Origin of the sequence: Pseudomonas sp. BS3782 TE3695 (assembly GCF_050435305.1) — a bacterium.
Taxonomy (GTDB): Bacteria; Pseudomonadota; Gammaproteobacteria; order Pseudomonadales; family Pseudomonadaceae; genus Aquipseudomonas.
The window spans coordinates 3,324,178-3,344,940 of sequence record NZ_JBNDKB010000001.1 but is presented as its reverse complement, the minus strand read 5'-3'; the positions used below and the strand labels follow the sequence as shown (position 1 = coordinate 3,344,940).

14 protein-coding genes are annotated in these 20,763 nt (G+C 60.6%); all 14 read right to left on the bottom strand.

What is annotated here, in order from left to right; genetic code table 11:
• Window positions 1-126 precede the first annotated feature (126 nt).
• The 14 genes from ABH909_RS15220 to ABH909_RS15155 all read right to left on the bottom strand — a co-directional run bounded on the left by ABH909_RS15220 (window position 127) and on the right by ABH909_RS15155 (window position 20,443).
• The gene (locus ABH909_RS15220; protein ID WP_429434489.1) at window positions 127-3,327 is read right to left on the bottom strand and encodes a glycogen debranching N-terminal domain-containing protein; all 3,201 of its coding nucleotides are present in this window, start codon (window positions 3,325-3,327) and stop codon (window positions 127-129) included.
• Window positions 3,328-3,622: 295 nt separating this feature from the next.
• Window positions 3,623-4,570, bottom strand: a complete 948-nt coding sequence (locus ABH909_RS15215; protein WP_429434487.1) for an NAD-dependent epimerase/dehydratase family protein — start codon at window positions 4,568-4,570, stop codon at window positions 3,623-3,625.
• A 7-nt stretch (window positions 4,571-4,577) separates the two neighbouring features.
• On the bottom strand, window positions 4,578-5,693 hold the full coding sequence (locus ABH909_RS15210; RefSeq protein ID WP_429434485.1) for an HlyD family secretion protein: 1,116 nt from the start codon (window positions 5,691-5,693) through the stop codon (window positions 4,578-4,580).
• A 6-nt stretch (window positions 5,694-5,699) separates the two neighbouring features.
• Entirely contained in the window at window positions 5,700-7,877 is a 2,178-nt protein-coding gene (locus ABH909_RS15205; protein WP_429434482.1) for a TolC family protein, read from the bottom strand.
• Window position 7,878: 1 nt separating this feature from the next.
• Window positions 7,879-9,207: a glycosyltransferase family 2 protein gene (locus ABH909_RS15200; RefSeq protein WP_429434479.1), complete on the bottom strand. Its 1,329-nt coding sequence runs from the start codon at window positions 9,205-9,207 to the stop codon at window positions 7,879-7,881.
• A gap of 3 nt (window positions 9,208-9,210) precedes the next feature.
• Window positions 9,211-10,599 (bottom strand): diguanylate cyclase domain-containing protein, encoded by a 1,389-nt coding sequence (locus ABH909_RS15195; protein ID WP_429434477.1) that lies wholly within the window; start codon window positions 10,597-10,599, stop codon window positions 9,211-9,213.
• 461 nt (window positions 10,600-11,060) lie between these two features.
• A complete protein-coding gene (locus ABH909_RS15190) occupies window positions 11,061-11,783 on the bottom strand; it encodes a DUF2238 domain-containing protein (protein WP_429434475.1) in 723 nt (240 codons plus the stop codon).
• Window positions 11,784-11,886: 103 nt separating this feature from the next.
• Complete coding sequence (locus ABH909_RS15185; RefSeq protein ID WP_429434473.1) at window positions 11,887-12,516, bottom strand: glutamine cyclotransferase; 630 nt, start codon at window positions 12,514-12,516, stop codon at window positions 11,887-11,889.
• Between the two features lie 37 nt (window positions 12,517-12,553).
• A complete protein-coding gene (locus ABH909_RS15180) occupies window positions 12,554-13,774 on the bottom strand; it encodes a helix-turn-helix domain-containing protein (RefSeq protein ID WP_429434471.1) in 1,221 nt (406 codons plus the stop codon).
• A gap of 96 nt (window positions 13,775-13,870) precedes the next feature.
• Window positions 13,871-14,674 carry an energy transducer TonB gene (locus ABH909_RS15175; protein ID WP_429434469.1) on the bottom strand — a complete coding sequence of 268 codons (804 nt, stop codon included), beginning with the start codon at window positions 14,672-14,674 and terminating at the stop codon, window positions 13,871-13,873.
• On the bottom strand, window positions 14,671-15,117 hold the full coding sequence (tolR, locus tag ABH909_RS15170; RefSeq protein ID WP_429434466.1) for a protein TolR: 447 nt from the start codon (window positions 15,115-15,117) through the stop codon (window positions 14,671-14,673). The genes ABH909_RS15175 and tolR overlap by 4 nt, the downstream gene beginning before the upstream one ends.
• A 13-nt stretch (window positions 15,118-15,130) precedes the next feature.
• The gene (gene tolQ / locus ABH909_RS15165; protein ID WP_429434464.1) at window positions 15,131-15,841 is read right to left on the bottom strand and encodes a protein TolQ; all 711 of its coding nucleotides are present in this window, start codon (window positions 15,839-15,841) and stop codon (window positions 15,131-15,133) included.
• Window positions 15,842-15,937: 96 nt separating this feature from the next.
• Window positions 15,938-17,851 (bottom strand): phytase, encoded by a 1,914-nt coding sequence (locus tag ABH909_RS15160; RefSeq protein WP_429434461.1) that lies wholly within the window; start codon window positions 17,849-17,851, stop codon window positions 15,938-15,940.
• 63 nt (window positions 17,852-17,914) lie between these two features.
• On the bottom strand, window positions 17,915-20,443 hold the full coding sequence (locus tag ABH909_RS15155) for a TonB-dependent receptor (RefSeq protein ID WP_429434459.1): 2,529 nt from the start codon (window positions 20,441-20,443) through the stop codon (window positions 17,915-17,917).
• Window positions 20,444-20,763 lie beyond the last annotated feature (320 nt).

The following is a 20,763-nucleotide window of genomic DNA, read 5'->3' as shown; positions in this document are numbered from 1 at the left end:
ATAGGTCGGGGTCGGGAGCCATCCGTCAGATGGATGGATGGCGCCCTCAAATACCGGGTTGTTCTTGTGGCGAGGGCGCTTGCTCCCGCTGGGGCGCGCAGTGGCCCCGAAAACTTCCGCATCCCCCTAATTGGTACTCAAGATCCGCACCGGGCCTTGGCGATTGAGAACTTCGATCATGACGTTTTCCCCCGAGCGTCGCAGCATCAAGTCCACACATTCAGCACCCACTGCCAAACGCCGCAAGGCGATGGTGTCCAGAAATGCCGGGAGCACCGGTTCGTCGAACAGGATGTTGAGCTTCCTCGGCCTGAAACTCATTCCCAGGCACGATTGAATCATCGACAACGGCGCAGCAGCGGCCCAGGCCTGGGGCATGCAGGCCACTGGATAGAACGTCGGCCCTTGGGTGCGTTGCCGGGCAAAGCCGCAAAACAGTTCGGGCAGGCGCCGCAGATCGATGTAGGTCGAGGCAGCGAACAGCCCTTCGAAAATCCGCGCCGCGTCCCGACGGAAACCGTAGCGGGCGAAGCCGGCGGCGATCAGCGCATTGTCGTGGGGCCAGACGGAGCCGTTGTGATAACTCATTGGGTTATAGCGTGCCTGGGAAGCTGCGACAGTGCGCACGCCCCAGCCGGAAAAGGATGAGCGGTCCATCAGCGTACTGACGACCGCTGCCGCGCGCTCCGGGTAAGCGATGCCCGCAAACAGGGCGTGACCGGCATTGGAGGTACGGATTCGGCAGGGCTTTTTGTGGCCGTCCAGGGCCAATATATAAGTGCCCAGTTCTTCGTCGAAGAAGCGATTATCGAACTCTTCGCGCAAGCGTTGAGCCTTGTATTTCAGGCGTTGAGCCCGGTCCGGATCACCCAGCCGACTGGCTATTCTGGCGGCACCGGTCCAGGCGCCATACACGTAGGCCTGAACTTCGACAATCGCAATCGGGCCCACCGCCATTTGCCCATTGGCATGGAACACCGAATCATGGCTGTCTTTCCAGCCCTGGTTGATCAGCCCCTCGGCGGACTGGCGGCCATACTCGACAAAACCGTCGCCATCGCGATCGCCATATTTCTCGATCCAGGTCAGCGCCGCTTCGATATTCGGCCAGAGCTGACGCACGGTACTCAAATCATTAGTGCGCTCCAGATAGGCAGCGGCCAGCATGACAAACAGCGGCGTGGAATCGATGCTGCCGTAGTAGCGGCGGAACGGCACCTCGCCCAATTCGGCCATTTCTCCCAGTCTTATTTCGTGGAGGATTTTACCGGGCTCGGAATCGGCGTGAGGGTCAATGATGGTTGCCTGATTGGCGGCCAGATGCCCGAGCACGCCTTTGGCAATACCGGGATCGAACCACAGCATTTCCCATGCCGTGATCAGCGCATCTCGTCCGAAAACGGTGCTGAACCATGGAATACCCGCGTAGGGATATAACCCTTCGGGGGTTTTGGTCATGAGCATGTAGAGGTCGGAGACGCTGCGGCTGACCGCCTCGTTGAACACTTCATGAGAGGTTCCCACCGAGGCCGCCCGTGAAGAGAATGTGCGTAACTCGCGCCGGGAATCGCGCAATGAAATAAAGAACCCGTGGCGCACCGTAAACGGCGGGTTTTGCACACCGCAATTGATGTCCATGAACAGTGACTGACTTTCCCCCGGGGCCAGCTGAACCTCGAACAACGCCGAATCGCACGTCAGGCTGGCCGGCACCGGGGCGAAGCGCAGTCGGGTCATGCGCCGTTTGTGATCCAGGCCGGTGTAGGAAAGCACCACCTCTTCATCGGTGATCTCTGCCCGGTGCCCCTCTCCGCGTTGCGGGCGCCGGGCACCGCGAACTTCGAACAGGTCTTTGAAGTCGGCTGCAAACTGGATTCTCAGTTTCAGATGCTGCGGGGCGTCGTCGAAATTGCGCAGGGTCAGGCGTTCATAGCACGAGCCCTTCCACAAGAACCGTGAACGGCGCAGATGGATCAAATCGTGGTGGAGGATTTTTTCGCCATGACTGTCGAACAGATCCGGGTTGGTCAGGTCGCAGGTGAGCATCGCGTTGTCATCGCGCAGCGTGGAACTGAGCAACAGCGGCCGCGTGCCGTTAAGCGTCAGGTAGAGCCCGGAAAGGTGGCGGGTATCGGTATGGAAAATCCCTTGCGGGCTATCGTCCGCAAACAGCACATCGCCATTGGGATCGAACACCCCAAAGGTCTCGTTGTTTTTCAGGTTACGCAAACGCAGCTCTTGCAGCGACGCGGTGGCCGGAATATCGAAGGGCGTGGAGGGATGGCCATAGGTGTTGCCCGCCGTCAGATGACGATACAACTCAAGATAATGATTGGTCATGCGCTCGGCCGTGAACCGTTCCTCGAACCTGGCCCTCACCTTGCGCCGGTCCAGCTCGCCCAACCGCCGCACCGCCGCTACCGCTCCGGCGATACCATTGACGATGTAACCGGATACGCCTTCGTCGATCACTTCCGGCACCGAGCCCTGATCAAACGCAATCACTGGCGTGCCGCACGCCATGGCTTCGATCATGACCAGGCCGAACGGCTCGGGCCAGTCGATGGGAAAGATCAAGGCGCGGGCATTGCCCAGCAAGTCTGCCTTTTGCGATTCATCGATCTCGCCGAGAAATTCGACATTTTCCCGGCTGGCGATCATCGGTGCGATGATTTCTTCCCAATACACCTGATCGGCCTTGTCGACCTTGGCGGCGATTTTCAATGGCAGCCCGGCCTTCGAGGCAATCTCGATGGCGCGGTCCGGGCGTTTTTCGGGAGAAATGCGCCCCAGGAACATCAGATAGTCGCCGCGAGGTTCAGGGTTGAAGGCCAGCAAATCGCGCGGAATGCCATGGTAGACATTACCCACCCAATTGACGTCGCCCTTCACCGGACTGCGCTGCGCCTTGGAAATCGAAACCAGCGGCACTTCGGGAAAGCGAGGGTAAAAGGACTGGTAATCGCCAATATCCAGACGCCCGTGAAGCGTGGTCACACTGCGCCCGGCCAAATGCCGAATCAGGGGAAAATGGTAGATATCGACATGAAAGTGCATCACGTCGAATTGATCCGCCTGACGCAGCACTTGATCGAGCATCAGAATGTGATGAGGCGCTCCGTCCTTGACGCTTGGATCGAACCGCAGGGCCCGATGTGCGCCTGACTCCAGGCGTGCCGAGGTTTGCGAATCGCCGCTGGCAAAGAGCGTGACATCGTGGCCTTGGCGTACCAACTCTTCGGTCAGGTAAGACACAATCCGCTCAGTGCCACCGTACAAACGGGGCGGACAACGTTCGGTGAGCGGCGCGATCTGAGCAATCCTCATAGAGAAGCCCTCCGTCATTCGGTCGAAGAATTAAGGCCTCCAGCGCTTAATGCCCGCCAGTTAAGCGAGATCCCCTGTGGGAGCGGGCTTGCTCGCGAAGACGGAGTTACAGTCAACATTGATGTCGCCTGACACACCGCATTCGCGAGCAAGCCCGCTCCCACAGGTTGTGCGGTTTAACTGACTGGCATTGCCTCCAGTGCTTTTACTTCTCACACAATCAGGTCTGGTGACCTTATCCTCGATTGACGGTGCGCCTGCTGCAACAGTTCCATCCGGTGATACACCCCGGGGCTCACCGGTCGCCGCTCTCCAGACTTCTGAGCAACTGACCCAGGCCGTCGGCAAAACAGGTCGGCTCAGCGAACCGAAAACGTTCGAGCAAACGCTGGTTGTTGGCCCGGGAATGGCGGATATCGCCGGAGCGCGGTGCCGCGTAATTCACCGCCAGAGGCCGACCCAGCAGCGTGCTCAACGTGGCCGCCAGCTCATTGATGCTGGTGGAACGGTTGAAACCGACATTGACCGGTTCACCGCTCGGCTCCGATTCTTTCACTGCCTGTACCAGCACCTTTACAAGGTCCTCCACGTAGACGAAATCCCGGGTCTGTTCACCGTCCCCATAGACCGTGACGGGCAGTTGTTTTTTGGCTCTTTCGCTGAAGATACTGATGACCCCGGAGTACGGCGATGAAGGGTCCTGGCGCGGTCCGTAAATGTTGAAGAAGCGCAGAATCACCGGTTCCAGACCATGCTGGCGGCGGTAAAAATCGAGGAAATGTTCACTGGCCAGTTTGTCCGCAGCGTAGGGCGTCAACGGAGCTTTGGGTGTGTCTTCAGTGATGGCCGTGCCCTCGCCGTTGTTGCCATAGATGGCGGCGCTGGAGGCGAACACCACCCGTCTCAGGCCGGCCTGGCGCATGGCTTCGCAGATATTCAGCGTTCCGATGAAGTTGCTTTGGTGGGTGGCGACCGGGTCTTCCACCGAGGCCTGAACCGAGGCGACCGCGGCCAGATGCACCACCGCACTGCAATCCTTCAGGGCGCGCGCCACTGTCGGCGCGTCAGCGACATCCCCGACGATCAGGCTCAAATGCGCCCGATCCACCGGCAGATTCGCCAGTTTGCCGGTTGAAAGATCATCCAGTACCCGTACGCCATAGCCGTTTTCAAGCAAGGCCTCGACCAGGTGCGAACCAATGAAGCCCGCGCCACCCGTCACAAGAATTCGATCAGCAGACATGGCAAATTCACTCTGGAGTAGTTGTTGTAGGTCGATCCATCGCAACGAATTCCTCGACTCTTTCCATGAGCTCCCGGCCGGCGCTGAACATCTCTTGCCAGTCCGTGGGGAAGCGAACATTCAACGGCAGTTGATCGATTCGCCAGCGCGACGGCAGCGGGTCATCGAACCGGGCGGCGACCTGCAAGCCCATTTCACTGGCGGCAAACGGGCCTCGCAGCACCGTCGGCGTGCGCCCGGCGCTGTCGACTGCCTGAACCACATGCGCCGCCAGCCACTGGCCATCCGGCATGCGCACGCGCAGCGGCTGACCGATTGCGGCGTAACTGATATTGAGCGGTTCCAGATAAATCCATAGCAGCGGGTCTTCCAACCGTTCCAGGCGCATCAACAGCGTACCGGCGCCGACGTTTTCACCCGGCGTCACCAGCACTTCGGCGATCCGGCCACTCTGCCCCGCCTTGATGGATAACGCGGCGAGGCGCGTCTTCAACCATTGCTGCTCGGCGTTCTGCTGAATGATCTCGCGCTCAACGCCCTGGGAGGGCTGACGTGCCAGTTGTTCGCGGCGTTCGAAGGCCAACAGGTCTGCTCGAAACCCGTCGAGCTCCGACTGCGCCGCCAACACTTCGCCGCGAGCGGCCGCGCCTTGGTCGACCAGGTACTCCAATTCCCTGATTTTTTGTTCGGCCCTGCCGATGCGGGTCTTGAGCAATTGACGCTCGCGGCCGCCCAGTTGGGCTGTCCCTTTACCCGGGCCCGTCGCCTTGGTCGGCATGGCGGCCAGTTGCGCCAATCGGGCCCGCCATTCCGGGTTGTCCAGGGTGACCAGCATCTGATCGGCCTGGACTTGCTCACCGGCCTTGGCAAACAGCTGATCGACCCGACCGGCATCACGCGCGCGCACCTCGTAAATCGGCAGGCGCAATTGCGCCGGTGCGTCGATCATCAGCATGCTGTACGCCAGTTTCCCACCGAGCCAGATCAGTGGGCTGGCGACCAGCAACAGAATCAAATACCAGCGGGCGCGAAAGGCCATGCGCTTGCCCGGTGCGTACAGCACGCTCAAGCCCTGTTCCTGGGTGGGGTTCAATTCTTTGCGGCTATCGAAACGAATTTTCATGACGGCTCACCGTTTTGGGAAGTCTCGCCAGGCCTGCCAGTCAATACCGGCAACCCCCCGCGGTTGCAATTGTTCGCGCCAGGCGCTGGCCTGATGTTTCAACTGTTCAGTCGATGCGCCCGCCCAGCTTTCCGTGGCGGGCAATTCGGGTTCTGTGCTTTGGGCCAGACGAAACTGCAGCGCCGGCCAGCGCTGGGCGATCTGCTCCGTCATGCGTGCGCTGTTTTTCGGGTTGCGGGTGTAGATCATCAGGCTGACCTGACGCACACCCGCCTCGGGAAGCGCACACGGCACACAGGTTTGCCCGGGTTTCGGTTCCGCGAACCAGCGATGATGGCTGGAGATTTCCACGGGCCATGGGCTCTCGCTGGACGCCATGCGTAACGTGTCGAGCCAGTTTTTCAGGCGTTGATCCGGGACGGGCATGCCCAGTTGTTCGACCTCAAGGTCCAGATGCAGGCTGCTGAACGCTAGCCCTTTCAACTTCTTCAATAAGTCCCTGAGCTGGTGGCGATCCGACGGTTCGATCCAGCTCGAATCGCCGAGCAACAGACTCACTTGCAGATCTTCTCGGGCCGCGTCCTGAAGCAGTTGCTCCAGCCGTCGACGGGTGGTGACCAGGTCATTGACCTGCGAACCCTTGAGGCCGAGGTAAATCTTGTCCATCCCGGCCTTGCGCAACGCCTGAAGCTCCGCCTCACGCCGATCAGGGTCGAGCAACGCTTCGCTGTCCCAGACGTAACTGGCCTGGGACCATTTCCCCGGGTTTGTCCCCGCCCCTGCTTTCGGCGCGGCCGCTGACGTAGACGCCAGCAGGAAACGTGGTTGCGCCAGTTCAAATGCGGCTGAGGCGGAATCAGGTGCCGCAAGGGACGTCGCCGCCACCGAGGGCAGCAGCGGCGTCCATTCCTGATGCTCAGTGCCCATTAACGCGGAAAAGCGCGGATTATCATCGGTGAACAGGTTCAAATCGGCCTGACGCAACCAGGCGGTGTGCCAGGCTGCAATCCGGTCGAAACCGGCCTGAAAATAGAGGCGCTGGGTGGTCAGCGAAGTGTCCAGGTTATTGCTCGAGACGGAACGTTTTCGCTCTTCGTCGAGGGCCCTTTCGGCGATTTGCGATTGCTGGGTCCGTTGATTGATGGTCGCCAATGCGCTGCTCTGCGCGCGTAGCGTTTTGCTCAGTTCCAGCGCCAGCGCACGCTGTTCGGCGGTTACCCGCTCGGTCGCCGCCTCGTAGCGTGCTTCGGCGACTTGCCGACGGGCACGCGTGTTGCCGACCAGGTCGAACGGCACGGAAAACACCACACTGGCTTCCAGGCCGCTGCCGGCCTTATCCGAGCCACTGCGGTATTCCTGCGAGCCGGCGAGGATCACGTCGGAATCGATAGAGGAATACCAGGGGTTGTCGCGCTCTCGATCAGCCTGCTCGCGCAGGTTCTGTTTTTCGGTCACCCGTGGGTGTTGATTCATCACGGTCTGCCATTGGGCCAAGGGTTGCGGCCTGAGCGCCAACGGCTCGGCCACGGCTTGCGCGGAGGGCGGGATATCGGTCATGGCGACGCTGGACAAATCCTCGCGGATTTCAGTCTCGACCTGATGCAATGCATGGCAGCGGTCTGCGACCCCCGCCCAGTCACTCATTTGCAACTGGGCTTCGGAGACGCGCATCAGGCCGCTCTGCAACCGCGTGCGAATGGCGTTGTCGGCATTCTGGGCAATCGGGGTCAGCCTGCCGCACAACGCGACCTCCTGTTGCACGCGCCACCAATCGGCGTAAGCGCTGCGCACGGCCAGACGCTGGGCGGCGCGCGCCAACGCCACCCGCATCTGCTGGCGTTGCCGCTCGTACTGACTGGCCTGCACCAGATCCAGCTGACGCTTGAGGCTCCCCAACAACGGGTGACGGATCCCCAGGCTGACATTGCGCCCGTAGTAATCATCGCGTATGTCCTCAGTCACCAGTTCCCGATAACGACCGGTGCCGGCAGTGGCAAAGGCCTGCCAGCCGGCCCTGTCTTTCTGGAGTCTGGTTTCCCCGTCAAGGGCTCGCAGGTCGGCCTCGCCGGCGCGAAGCATCGGGTCCGATTGCTGCTTGTCGATCAAGTCCTGAAGGGGCAGCGGTTGTGCGACGAGCGCCACTGGGGGCAGCGACAATGTGAAGGCTAGAAGTACGGTTCGCATATCAAAACCTCGTGGCTCGTTTAAGAACCCACCACGGCGCCATGGAGGTCTCTTCATGGCCTCGACGAAACATCTCGTTGAGCATGGCCACTGCGCTCCAGCACCGAATGAGTAGCATGAACAGAGGGAAGACAGGCACCAGCAACCCCAGGGTCACGTCCTGTCGAGGTCGGTCGGACACCATCGACAACATGGCGCCGAACAGCAGCAAGGTGATCAACAGGTACAGCAAATAGATCAGCGCAAACAGAAACAACAGCGTCTTGCCCGGCAGAATGAAGAGCGCGAGCAAGGTGTAGATGAAGATGATGAACGGCAGCACCAACTGAAAAAAGAAGCCACTGAGCAGGATCATCAGGAAGGTTGGCCAGCCCAGTAAATCCGGGTTGATGTTGTGGTTGTGCTTTCTGACGTAGAGAAAAAACAGGTCGCCGTCCCAGCGCAAACGCTGCATCAGAAACTGCCTGAGGGTCGCGGGTGCATCGGTGTGCCCGATCGCTTCCGGCTCGAAAGGAATCTTCAAGTCGTGTCGCTTGAAGTAACTTTTGATCCGCAGCGTCAGGTCCAGATCTTCCGCGGTATGGGTGTTCCAGCCACCGATTTTCACCAGGAAACTGCGGCGGAACGCGCCAAAGGCACCCGAGACGTTATTCACCAGGTTCCATTCGGCCAGACCGATTTTCGACATGTGAATCGACAACACGTATTCCAGCGCCTGCATTGCCGTGACCCAGGAGCCCCAGGCATTGCGCACCCGCAGGCTGCCAGCGACCGCAGGCACCGAAGGGTCTTCGAAATTGCGCACGATGGCGCTGACCATGTTGTTGTCAAAAGACGTGTCACCGTCGAGCGCCATCACGATTTCGCCGCTGGCGTGGGCCAGGCCGGCATTCAATGACGACACCCGTCCGCCCCGCTGCCATTTGGCGATCGGGCGTAAATGGCGCCGGGGATACAACAGCGGGTCCACATTGAAATGGCGCACGGCGCTGAGTGTCGGTTGATTCATCGTGGCGCCGTCCACCACCGGAATCATCTCGATGTGGCCGGGGTACGTCTGCTCGCACAGGCTCAACAGCGTGGTCTGCACATCCATTCCTTCGCTGTAGCAGGTGATGATGCAAGAGACCTTGGGGCGATAAAGACTGGTCCTCGGCACGCTGCTGCGCCGACGGGCAAACCAGCGCAATACGCCGAGCAGCACCAGGATCGTCAGTGGCAATTCGAACACCAGAAACAACGGAAAGAGCATGTAGAACAACCGGCTCAAACCGTCCGTCCCCATGATTGCGCCGAGCAGGCTGTAGAGTTGCTCCATCAACGGGCTCATGGCTTAAATCAACTCACTGGCAAGACGGGCCAGCAGCAGCTCACCGTCTTCTTTCTCGAGTAAATCCCCGGGAGCTGTGAAACTGACGACGCGCAGGGAAATGTCACTGACCTCCGGCGCGGAAAACAATTCGGCGATCCGGCCCAAACGCTGGGTAACAAACTCCAGACCTGTGCCATCGGTGTGCGGCAGCATGATCCAGAAGAACTCTTCGGTGCTTCGTGAGCAGCGATCGGTTTCCCTGACAGATTCCTTCAGCCGATCTGTCAGGCTATCGATGAAGGCATGCCCGCGGTGCTCGCCAAGACGCGCCAGCGTACCGGCCAGGTTGACGAAGCGCAGGCCGATCAGTGAGAACGCTGGCTGCTGGTAACGGCGCACCACCTGAAGCTGCCAGCTCAAAAGCTCATAGAAATCCTTGCCGCCCAGCAGATTGAGGCGACCAAAATGGTTGATCGATCGATCGTTGAAATCCTGGCGACAACGGAAGCGCCCCGCTTCGGTCAGACGAAAGTCTCGAACTTCGCGTATGCGCAACTTGTCGGGCGCGTGGGACAAACCGCAATCCAGGCAGCGCGCCTGCACATCGGCGTCGACGAAAAACGCCTGGCATGAGCGGCAGCGGTAGTTTTCCAAAGGGCGGTCGTAGTCACTGCCGATGTGCCGTAAACGGTTCAGGCAGTTGGGGCAAAGCAACAGGCCATCTTTGAGAAACGACTCCTGATGACCCACGTGGCCACAGGTAAAACAGTGCAATGAAGGTTGCCGTGAAATGTCCATCGCCTGGCATTCGGCGCACACATCAATGTAATTGAGGCGCCCCGAACCACAGTCCGAACACAGACGTACGCGATCGACCAGCACACCCTCTTCCAGCCAGTCGTGCTGCACCATCAAACTGAGCCAGACAAACGGGTTGACCTGCTCGCTATCCGCCAGTGCCTCAAGCAGCGGATAGCGATAATGCTGGGGGACCTGGGGGTCGCGCAGGGCATACACATGGGCGTCGGCACGCAACCACAGCCACGACAGCACCCGACTTTCAAACCGCTCCGGCGCGGTACCCTGCTGGAACAGGTTGAAGCGTTCTCGCCAGATCTCCCACAACATCTTTATTTCGCTTGTTTCAGTGGGGCAGGCGCCATCGCCCAGCGCTTCACACCAACTGTCCTGGTCTCGGCAGCAGTACACGAGCTGATAGCGATATGCAGGAGTCGAGCGCAGTTTGCGCAACACTCGTCCGGCATAAGCTGCTGGCATATCGAGCAACAGAACATCAAACACCGGCGCAGCCAATAAACTGCTCAGGTCCGAAAAATGTTCAAGTTCAGGAATGTTAGAACTGACAACCTTATTACCAAACACTGCAATACGAGGATTTGGAGCCGACATGAGGCACTCCCCCTGAGAAGCGAGCTAAGTGTGATCCAACACAAGACTACCAACACTAGCACCCCGCCAGAAAAATGCCCGACTAATTACCCAGTTATTTTTTGACACTAACAACGCCAAAATATCGCCACTAAAAAGTTGCTGCCACCTATTACCATCACGATTATCAGCCCGACAATTATTTCAGATTAAATCCTTTTTATTCAATCAGTTGTGACTATAGCAAGCTAAACAACAAGGCTTTTTTGTATAGATATACAGGCTGCGAAAATGCGTATTGCCTGCAATTGAAAAACGTCCGCCAAATCACAGGCACACTGGTGTGACAGCGATACTATCCGGCATAAAATAAGTTCCAGGTTATTCGTCGGCAAAATAACTACGCCTGCCCATTCAACGTGTCACACCCGCTTTACATTAGCGGCTTATCGACATCATTCAATTGGAACACTTTATAAATTTTATGAATTGTTTTTCCGGTTATTTAATTCAGCATTGTGATGAACAAAGTATCGCCAGAAACGAATAACCAACAATGTGAAGAATGCACCGACCACTGCCAGCGCCATGTCGGCCTGAGAATCCCATGGGTCATTTTGAGCCGCGACAAAAGCCTTCGCCGTGTCTTTTCCCAGGTACTGCCCCCCTATCCATTCGACGATTTCATAGACAGCCGAAGTCGACAGCACGATATTCAACGCGATAAACCCAACCCAAAAACCGCGCAGCGGCGTGATTCGTACAAGCACTTCCCGAATCGGATACACCATCAGGAGGCCATAGGTCAGGTGCACCAGCCGATCGTAATGATTGCGTTCAAATCCGAGGGCTTTGTTGAGGCTGATCCCGGTCAAGGCTGAGCACCAGCGGTCGTAGGGCACCAACGCGTAGGTGTAGTGCGAACCCAGCTCGTGGATACAGAGAAAAACGAACACCAGGCTGAGGGAAACCGCAGACAGGCGGAACCGTCGGTAAACGCCGATCAGGACCATGACCAGCAGCAGGGCCAGCAGATTTTCCAGGACCCAATCCACTCGACTATGAGGTGAAATCCCCAGCGCCACGACGATCAGAAGAAATGCAATCAACAGCGCCAGGTCGTATCGCGGGTGCGCCTTGGGCGTCATGGCCGGCAGAGGTCTGTGGTGAGTACTCAGGTCTTTTGCGCCTACCGACGTGCTCATTGGGCGCCTTCTTCTAGAGTCTTTTAAATTCGAGACGCGGCCGCTTCGCAAGTTCGTTTTTTCTGGGCGGGTATTGCGGCCCGATACCCGCCCCCAACGCTTATCAAGGCCGGCGCACCGCCCTCACCTTCCCGCTGTTGCCGCCGCCACAGAAAAACCGGTCGTGGCCATCGAACTCAAGCCCCGACACTCCGACGCCAGCCGGCATCTGGACGCTCTCCAGCACTTCGCCCGTGGTCGAATCGACTCGCCGCAACTCGCTCTCGTCACCTTCCCAGGTGCCGTGCCACAGATCACCCTCGACCCAGGTTACCCCGGTGACGAAGCGGTTGGATTCGAGGGTGCGCAGCACTGCCCCGGTCTGGGGGTCGACCTGATGAATCTTGCGCTCGCGATATTCACCCACCCAAAGCGTCCCTTCGGCCCATGCAAGCCCCGAATCGCCACCGCCGCCGGGCGCGGGGATGGTGGAGAGCACGCGGCCGGTCTGTGGGTCGATTTTCTGGATGCGATCCTCGGCGATCTGAAACAGGTGCTGACCGTCGAAGGCTGTGCCGGCGTGGGCGGCGACATCGATCGAGCGCCGCGTCTTGCCGCTCGCAGGATCGAGGGCGTTGAGTTTGTCGCCGGAGGCAAACCAGACCTGCCGGCCGTCATGGGTGACGCCATGCACGCTGTCGACACCTGGAAAAGGTCCATATTCGCGGATGATTTCAGCCGTTGAATGTTTCATGTCTTGCGCCTCGTTCACTGGGTTGGTGAAGTGGATGCTAGTCATTGGGCAGCAACCCTGTGAGTAACAATACCGTCGCGAATCCTGGAACCTGCGGGGTCATCCAGCGACGGGCCCGGCCATGACCGAACGACTGTACCTTACCGGCCACCGCCAGCGTGTCGAGGGCTCGTTGCACGGTGCGCTGACTGGCGCCAAGCACCAACGCCAGGGCCGAACTCGACCACGATTCGCCGTCAGCGAGGAAGGCGAGCAACGTCGCATGCTGCTCTTCGACAGGCCGCGCCAGCACCACCACGTCACGCGCAACGTGCGGCACCAACGCAAATCCTCGCGGGGTCGCGACGACATCGGCGATTTGGTGCAACGCTGCGCGCAACCGCCCGAGTTCGACACGCAACCGCGCACGATGGGAGTCATCCGCGAATTTCATCCGAAAGGCGCGCGCGATCAGCCTCTCCCTCGGTACATCAGCGGGCCACGCTTCGCCCAACGCCCGAACGAGCGCGAAGAGCACCGGCCGGCGGGCGAGTGAAACCGCCGAGCCTGCGTCGCGCACGACATACCGGCAGGCGTCCACGACCAGCTTAGGGGATGCCAATAACGCTTCAATCTCATCGAGCAGCAGCGGCTGTTCCTGGCCGCCGACAATCAGCCGCGCCGCCGGTGTATCGAGGATGCGGGCGGCGCTTTCGACCTCGGCCGTCAACGCGGGGATTGCGGCATGTTTTGCGGCACGCTCGGCCCGTTCAAGTGCAGCGCGCGCCGCTTTTGTTTGCAGGCGACGCATCGCAACGCCTGCCACGACCAGTTCGTAGGCTGCCCTCGATGCGGGGGGTAACGGTGTTGGATCGAGTTCTGTGAGCCGATGTTCGGCCTCGTCGAGGTGCCCGATCAGCAGCAAGCGGCGGATCTCGAGGTACCGCGCATGGGCGGCGTTGACCCAGTCGCCGTGCGCCTGAAGCGTTGCCCGCGCGGCGTCGAGTGCCTTGGTTGGCCAGTTCAGGTCCCGCGAGGCGAGCGCGATCTCGGCCTCGGCGACGACACATCGCGCGCGGGGCAACGCCTCTTTCGGCCCGAAAGCACGTGCGGCGCTGCGCACCAGCGCCTTCGCGCGCACAAGGTCGCCCAGCTGTGCCATCGCGATGCCGCGAAGCGCGAGCGCAGGCGCATCGTCGCGCAAGGCGATGCGGTTCAGCGCGCCGAGGGGATCACCCGCCGCGAGCGCACGCGCTGCCGCTGTGATCAGCGAATCCATCTGAAGCGCGCCACCTGTCACCCCCCCCGTCCGATGCCCGCTGATCAGTCTATCTCACGACCGCCCGGCCGCACGCCGATCCGCCAGGGGTGCCGCTCACTTGATCCGGTAGTGGAAGGTATTGCGCACGGCCGGCACCGCAACCGCGTGGCCGTCGACGATTTTCGGCTGGTAACGGAAGGTGTTGGCGGCGGCCAGCGACGGACGCATGAACAACGGATGGCAACCGTCCAGCACCTTGGGGTTCTCGATGTGGCCTTGGGGATTGACGGTGTATTCCACGGTGCAATCGCCTTCGATGTTTTTATCCAGCGCCCGTTGCGGATAATCCGGGGCGTCCTTGCTCAGGGGCAGGTATTGGCGGCTGTCGGCAGCTGCCTGGGCGGCCTGCTGACGCGCGTGTTCGGCGGCCAGGCGCGCTTGTTCGGCGCGATGTGCCTGTTGCGCCTGCTCCTGGGCCTGGCGTTGCTGTTCGAGGTCATGGGTGCGTTTTTCCGTTTCCTGACGCTGGCGTTGTTGCTCGGCCTGGCGTTCGCTTTTTTTGTCTTCGACGCGTTTGCGCGCGAGAACGGCCTGTTCAAGTTTCTGCGCCTGGATCTGCGGATCAACAGTCGGTTTGACGGGTTGGATGGGCGCCTCGGCAACCGGTTCCGGCGTCGACACCGCTACCGGTTCAGGCGCCTGTGGCTGCGGTGCCGGTGGCAGCATCACCAGTTGCGTTCGCAACACCGCAGGCTGCTCGACCGGTGGTTTCTCCAGCGACCAGCCATGCACCAGCAACGCCAGCACAATGGCATGCAGCCCTACCGCCAGGCTCGCCGCCAGACTGTTTTTCCAGAACCCGCTGCGAGCAGCGTCCTGCAACGTCATGGATGGACTGGGCATGATCATCGCCGTCATTGCGGGGCCTCGGTCACCAGCCCGAGGTTGCTCACACCACCCTGCTGCAATGCCGCCATGGCTGCGACCACACTGCCGTAACCGGCGTCCTTGTCGGCGCGAATGTAAACATGAGTGTCACGGCGTTCGGCAACAATCTGCGCGATCTTGGCGCGCATCTCGTCGAGCGCCACTGCACTGTCGGTCTGGTGCTGCGTATCCAGTTCACCGCCCAGGTTCCAGTAATAACCACCCTCGGCCTTCACCGACAGGGTAAGGATTTGCTGGCGGGTGTCGGTGGCTAACGCTTCACTGGCGACTTTGGGCAGTTCGATCTTCACGCCCTGGGTCAGCATCGGCGCGGTGACCATGAAAATCACCAGCAGCACCAGCATCACGTCGATGTACGGCACCACGTTCATTTCGGCCTTGGGCCCGTGCTTGCGTTGCGGTCTGACGAGCATCTGCATTCTCCTCTCAGGCTGCGACGGCCAGGTTCATCGGCGTGCCATGCAAGGTGCGATGCAAGCGCACCTGCAATTCATTGCCGAAGGCGTAGTAGCGAGTCAGCAGGGTCTGGCTGCGCGCCGAAAAACGGTTGTAGGCGATCACTGCCGGGATGGCGGCAAACAGGCCGATGGCCGTGGCGATCAGCGCTTCGGCGATGCCCGGGGCCACGGTGGACAGCGTCGCCTGCTGCACCTGGGACAGGCCGAGGAAGGAGTTCATGATCCCCCACACCGTGCCGAACAGGCCGATATAAGGGCTGACGGAACCGACCGTGGCGAGGAACTGCAAGCCCTTCTCCAGGCGGACTTCTTGCTCGCTGATGGCCACGTACAACGCCCGTTCAACGCCTTCGAGCACCACATCGGCCGCGTTGCCCGCGTGCTGCTTGAGGTGGCTGAATTCCTGAAACCCGGCATGAAAAATCGGCTCGACACCGGCTTCGCTATCGGAGCTCTGTGCGGTTTCGCGGTACAGCGGCAACAGGTCCGCCGTGCTGCGAAAGCGCTGCATGAAGCCGTTCAGCTGCCGCTCGCGACGTTGCAGCACGCCGCTGCACTGAATGATCAGGTACCAGCTGAGCACCGACGCCAGCAACAGAATGAGCATGACGGCTTTGACCAGCAGGCTGGCGTCACTGATCAGGCCCCAGATGGTCATTTGTTCCAGTGTCGCTTGCATGGTAAAACTCCTTGTCTGACGCTCTCGGGCCGGCGATGCGCGACGGCCGTTGAGCTATTCGATGAAATAGTGATGACAGGTTGATGACTGGCCGGGTCAGGGCAATTGCAACGCCTTGGTGACCTCGGCCCAGGGCACGAATTTGAAGTTCTGGGTTTGCTCGGGCATGCGTTTGCGGCCGTCCTGCACCGCCAGCATGCCGTGGCTCCAGGGCCCGCCAAGGTTGGCCGAGGTGACTTCCAGGCCATCGGTTTCCGAAGCGCCGTCAATGCCCGCCGCCGCGTTCAGCCCGACGCGAAATGCGCCGCGAGAGGCGAACGGCGGTTCAACATCGAGCACCACATAGCTGTCGTTGCCCTGGCTGGAGATCACCAGATAGTCCTGCGCCGCGCTTTGATAGAGCGCCAGCCCTTCCACATCCGCCTGCAACTGCGCACCGACCTTGATCACGCTGCTGAGCGTCGCCGGTTGATCGGCGCGAGCATCCACCGCCCAGACGCCGACATCTTCTTCACCGAGAAACAGGCGCTGGCGCTGGTCGTCGGCGACGCAGCCTTCGGGCTGGCTGTCGACCTTGAACTGGCGCACCAGATCACCCTGTACGCGGCCGTTCGGCGCGCTCAGGCGGTATTGCAGGAAGGTGCCGTCCTTGCCGTTGGCGATCGCGTAGATTTCGCCGCTGGCCGGTTGAAACAGGCAGATGCCGTAGATGTCCTTGAGCGGCGTGGGAATCTCGCCGGCTTCGCGCAACTCACCGCTGGTGCGGTCGATGCTGAACAGGCTGAGGCTGTTGTGATCGCGATTGCTCGCCACCGCGAGGTCGACGGCCTGCTGACCGAGCTTGAAATTCGGTCGTATATCGACGTTGTTCAGTCGCCCCACCGGCAGTTCCTGTAGCAATTTGCCTTGCAGGTCGTACGCCATCAGCCCCTGCTTTTTATTGGTGCCCAGCACCCGACTCAGGGCGGGTTGCTGCGGATGAATCCAGATCGCCGGATCATCCGCGGCATCGCCCTGACGCCCTACCGGCTCGCTTTGGCTGATTGCTTTTACGTTCGCCAACACCGGCGCCAAGGGCACCGGCGTGGCTTGCCAGTCGAGTTCGCCCTGATACAGACGGCCGTCGTCATCGTCGCGCAGCAGTACTTCCAAGCCTTTGGCCGTCGGGCGCAGGGCGAGGGTTTCCGGCTCCTTCAAACCTGGCAACGCTAATGTGGCCTGAGCCGTCCAGCGTTCGCCCTGCTGCTGATAGAGATGTAACTGCGCGGCTTTCGGGTCGAGTGCGACGATGCCACCCGGCAACAGGGCCATCGCACCCGCGGCCTGTTTGATCTCGCCGAACGGTTCGCGCATGGCCACCGGTGAGCGCGTCACATCGGCTTCGGCATGCGCCGGGTAGGCCCACCAACCGACGTTCTCCTCATTGACCACCAACTGATTGGCCGCATCGTCGACCTGGCAAAACTGTGCCGACGGCGGCAGCGGCAGACCGCGCACCCGTTGCGGTTGTGGGTTCAAAGTGGCGCCGTTGCCCACCAGCCATTGCTCACCCTTGCCCTCCTCGCCCACCAGAAACAGGAACAGGTTGCTGGCTTCGTCGCGGTAAAGGCACAAACCGTTCACCGGGTAATCCCGCGTCGGCAGATACACCGGTTGCCCCCAACTGCGCTTGGCCGGGTCGAGGCTGACCAGCACCGCTTGTTGACGAGCGTTATCGAGGCTGGCCACCAAGACGTGTGGGCCGGCGGCGCGGCTGTCCAGGCTATTGAACGATCCCTTCAAACGCGCCAGCTCTTTTCCTTGCGCGTCGAGCAGCAGCAAGCCGTCGCGCTCGCTGGCGGCCAGGCGTTCGGGGCCGAGGTCGGCGGGCAAAAACGCCACTGCGTCGACCGTCAGGTTCGGCGCCCAGGGTGTGAGGCTCAGGTTCGGCGCGGCCGCCATGGCCTGGCCGATGGTCAAGCTGATCAGTGTGGCCAGCAGACCGTGTTTGGGTAACCACGAAATACTCATGAACAGGCAAAGTCCTTGTCGTGCATCCCTCACGGCGGCAGCACCGGGCTGCCGCCCTGGGGCTTAGAAGTGGGTGAAGGTCAGGCCGAGCTTGTAGGTCGGGCCGTATTCTTCGTATTGGCCGTTGTAGGAGCGGTTGCCGGTGTAGACGAAGTACGGCTCGTCGGTGAGGTTCTGTGCCTCGAAGCTGACTTGCAGGTTTTTGGTCAGCGAATAGCGCGCGCTGAAATCGACGAAGGTCTGGGCATCGACGTGCAGGTCGTGGGCCTTGTCGTTGATCGAGGCCAGCTCAAAGAGGTAATCGGATTTGTAGTTGGCCGACAGGCGCAGGCTCAACTTGTCGTCTTCCCAACCGAGCATCAGGTTGCCGACGGTGTCCGATTGGTTGGGCAAATCGATGCTGCGCTTGCGGTTGATCCCACTGGCGGCGTCGAAGCCTTCGATCTCGGCATCGGAGCGGCTGAAGGTGGTGTTGGCGCCGAGCAGCAGGCCGTTCCAGGGCGCTGGCAGCCAGTCGAATTTCTGCGAGTAGGCCAGTTCCAGGCCATAGAGTTTGGCGCTGTCGCCGTTGGCAAACGTGTGAGCCTCGGAGAAATCGGCCCAGGCGCCGGTGCCGGCCAGGTCGGTGTTGTAGACGAAGTTCTTGATGTCTTTGTAGAACACGAACGCCGAGACCGTGCCGGCATGGCCCATGTAGTGCTCGATGCCGAGGTCGAGGTTGCTGGATTCCAGTGGTTTGAGGTCCGGGTTGCCGAAGGTCGCCTCGTCATCGTCGATGACAAAACCTGGCGCCAGTTGGCCGAAAGTCGGGCGCACCACGGACTTGGTCCAGGCCGCGCGCACCTGGGTGTTCTTGTCCAGTTGATAGCGCGCATGCAGGCCCGGCAACCAGTGGTGATAACGGCGTTTGGTTTCGGTGGACTGGAACTCGCCATCGGTGGCGCCCGTGCCCTTGGCTTCGAACTCGGTACCTTCGTAGCGCATGCCGGCAATGAAACGCCAGTCATCGATATCGATGGTGTTCATCAGGTAGCCGGCGTTGATGTCTTCGCTGATCTTGAAGTCGTTGACCCGCGATTCGGTCTCGTCGTAGAAGTCCGCCTGATTCAGGCCGCCGATCAATTGTTTGATGGCGCTGCCGCTGATGCCCGGGCCGAATTGGCCGAGACGGTAGTCAACGGTGCCTTTCTTGAATTGGTTGAGGTTGAGCTGTTCATCGCTGAAACCCAGATCGTCGAAATCTTCATAGACCCAGGCGTCGAGGTTGTTGTCTTTGTTGCGGCGGCTGACCTTGCCGCCGAATTTGACCTGGGACGCATAGCCGCTGAGGTCGTAGTCGCGGGCCAGGTCCAGGCGAAGGTTTTTCTCAGTGTCGGTGGTTTTCTGTTTTTCCCAGTCGACCTTGTCGAGGCTGAAATTGTCCGGGTTGTAGAAGCCCTGACCGATGATGGGCCGCGGCTTGTCGTTGTCGTAGAAACCGCTGTCGGCGAAATCGTCGGTGCCGTTGAATGCGGCGTTGGCGATGTGGCCCGGGCTGTCTTCGCTGGAGCGGCTGTAGCCGGCCTGGCCGCTGAGGGTCCAGAGGCCGAACATACGCTCGCCGCCCAATACGTAGGACTGGATTTCCTGGGTCTCTTCCCGCTGCTTGAGTTTGCGTGAGCCTTCGGCGTCGCCCAACTCCTCCGCCGCCAGCGGGTCGGCGAATTCGAGGCTGGTGGAATTGCGTGTCTCGCTGTCCTTGTAGCGGCTGTACAGGGTGCGCAGGTAATAGCTGCTGAGGTCGTCCGGTTTGTAATCGAAGTTCAGGCCGCCACCGGCGCGTTCACGGCGGATGTCGTAATCGCGTTGCTCGAACTCCTGCAACCTGGCGCCTTGCTCGAAATCCCAGGCACCGCCGGTTTCGACGTTGTCCGAGCCGAAATCGCGCTTCTGCCAGCTCAGCGCCGCAGCGACGCCGAAGTTGTCGATGCCGTCGCCAAGGCTGAAGCGATCACTGACGGCACCGGAAAATTTCGGGCTGGTCTGGTGGGTATTCTTGTCGTAACTGGCTTCGCTGCTGCCGGTGTAGAACAGTCCTTTGTGATCGAAGGCCGAGAGGCTTTTCACCTCCACGGTGCCACCCAGGGAGTTGGCGTCCATGTCCGGGGTCAGGGTTTTGATCACCGACAAGGACTGCACCAATTCCGAGGGCAACACATCGAGGGCCACAGCCCGGCGTTCGCTTTCCGGCGATGGCACCAGTGTGCCGTTGATGGTGACGCTGTTCAGGTCCGGACCGAGGCCACGCACGCTGACAAACCGCCCTTCGCCCTGGTCGCGCTCGACGCTGACACCCGGCAGGCGCTGCACCGCTTCGGCGACGTTTTCGTCCGGCAACTGCGCCACGCCGTCGGCATGCACCACGCTCTTGATACTGTCGGAACTGCGCTGTTCCTTGAGCGCTTGATCAATGCTGGCCGCTTGGCCCACCACTTCGACGTGTTCGGTGTTCGCCACGGCTTCGGCGGCGCTCAGGCGTTCACTGGCGATCGCAATGGCCAGGGCGGTGAGCGTGAAACCGACCACTCCTGCGGTGCTGCTGCGCTTGTACATGAATGTCCTCCCCCAAGAGTCCGTTAACGCCAGGCAAGAGGCCCGGCAACTGGGAGGGCACGCTAGGGACGGGGGATGACGGTTCTGTGACAGGGGGTGGCGGGAGATGCGGTAAACCGGGGTTTTGCCGGGTTTCGGGGCGGGAAGTGAGCTGAAATGACTTTGTTTGCATCCGATCGACACGGACTCTGTGGCGAGGGAGCTTGCTCCCGCTCGGTCGCGCAGCGGCCGTATGGGTTTTACCTGACCCACCGAAGTTGGGGAGCGCTGCGCACTCCAGCGGGAGCAAGCTCCCTCGCCACAGGTCCTCACTCGCCAGA

Excerpts from the sequence above, each read along its gene's own strand:
- ABH909_RS15215 (WP_429434487.1), bottom strand. The coding sequence starts at position 4,570 with ATGTCTGCTGATCGAATTCTTGTGACGGGTGGCGCGGGCTTCATTGGT.
- ABH909_RS15205 (WP_429434482.1), bottom strand. The coding sequence starts at position 7,877 with ATGCGAACCGTACTTCTAGCCTTCACATTGTCGCTGCCCCCAGTGGCG.
- ABH909_RS15210 (WP_429434485.1), bottom strand. The coding sequence starts at position 5,693 with ATGAAAATTCGTTTCGATAGCCGCAAAGAATTGAACCCCACCCAGGAA.
- tolR (WP_429434466.1), bottom strand. The coding sequence starts at position 15,117 with ATGCTCGTCAGACCGCAACGCAAGCACGGGCCCAAGGCCGAAATGAAC.
- ABH909_RS15180 (WP_429434471.1), bottom strand. The coding sequence starts at position 13,774 with ATGGATTCGCTGATCACAGCGGCAGCGCGTGCGCTCGCGGCGGGTGAT.
- ABH909_RS15190 (WP_429434475.1), bottom strand. The coding sequence starts at position 11,783 with ATGAGCACGTCGGTAGGCGCAAAAGACCTGAGTACTCACCACAGACCT.
- ABH909_RS15155 (WP_429434459.1), bottom strand. The coding sequence starts at position 20,443 with ATGTACAAGCGCAGCAGCACCGCAGGAGTGGTCGGTTTCACGCTCACC.
- ABH909_RS15195 (WP_429434477.1), bottom strand. The coding sequence starts at position 10,599 with ATGTCGGCTCCAAATCCTCGTATTGCAGTGTTTGGTAATAAGGTTGTC.
- ABH909_RS15185 (WP_429434473.1), bottom strand. The coding sequence starts at position 12,516 with ATGAAACATTCAACGGCTGAAATCATCCGCGAATATGGACCTTTTCCA.
- ABH909_RS15175 (WP_429434469.1), bottom strand. The coding sequence starts at position 14,674 with ATGACGGCGATGATCATGCCCAGTCCATCCATGACGTTGCAGGACGCT.
- ABH909_RS15200 (WP_429434479.1), bottom strand. The coding sequence starts at position 9,207 with ATGAGCCCGTTGATGGAGCAACTCTACAGCCTGCTCGGCGCAATCATG.
- ABH909_RS15160 (WP_429434461.1), bottom strand. The coding sequence starts at position 17,851 with ATGAGTATTTCGTGGTTACCCAAACACGGTCTGCTGGCCACACTGATC.
- tolQ (WP_429434464.1), bottom strand. The coding sequence starts at position 15,841 with ATGCAAGCGACACTGGAACAAATGACCATCTGGGGCCTGATCAGTGAC.
- ABH909_RS15220 (WP_429434489.1), bottom strand. The coding sequence starts at position 3,327 with ATGAGGATTGCTCAGATCGCGCCGCTCACCGAACGTTGTCCGCCCCGT.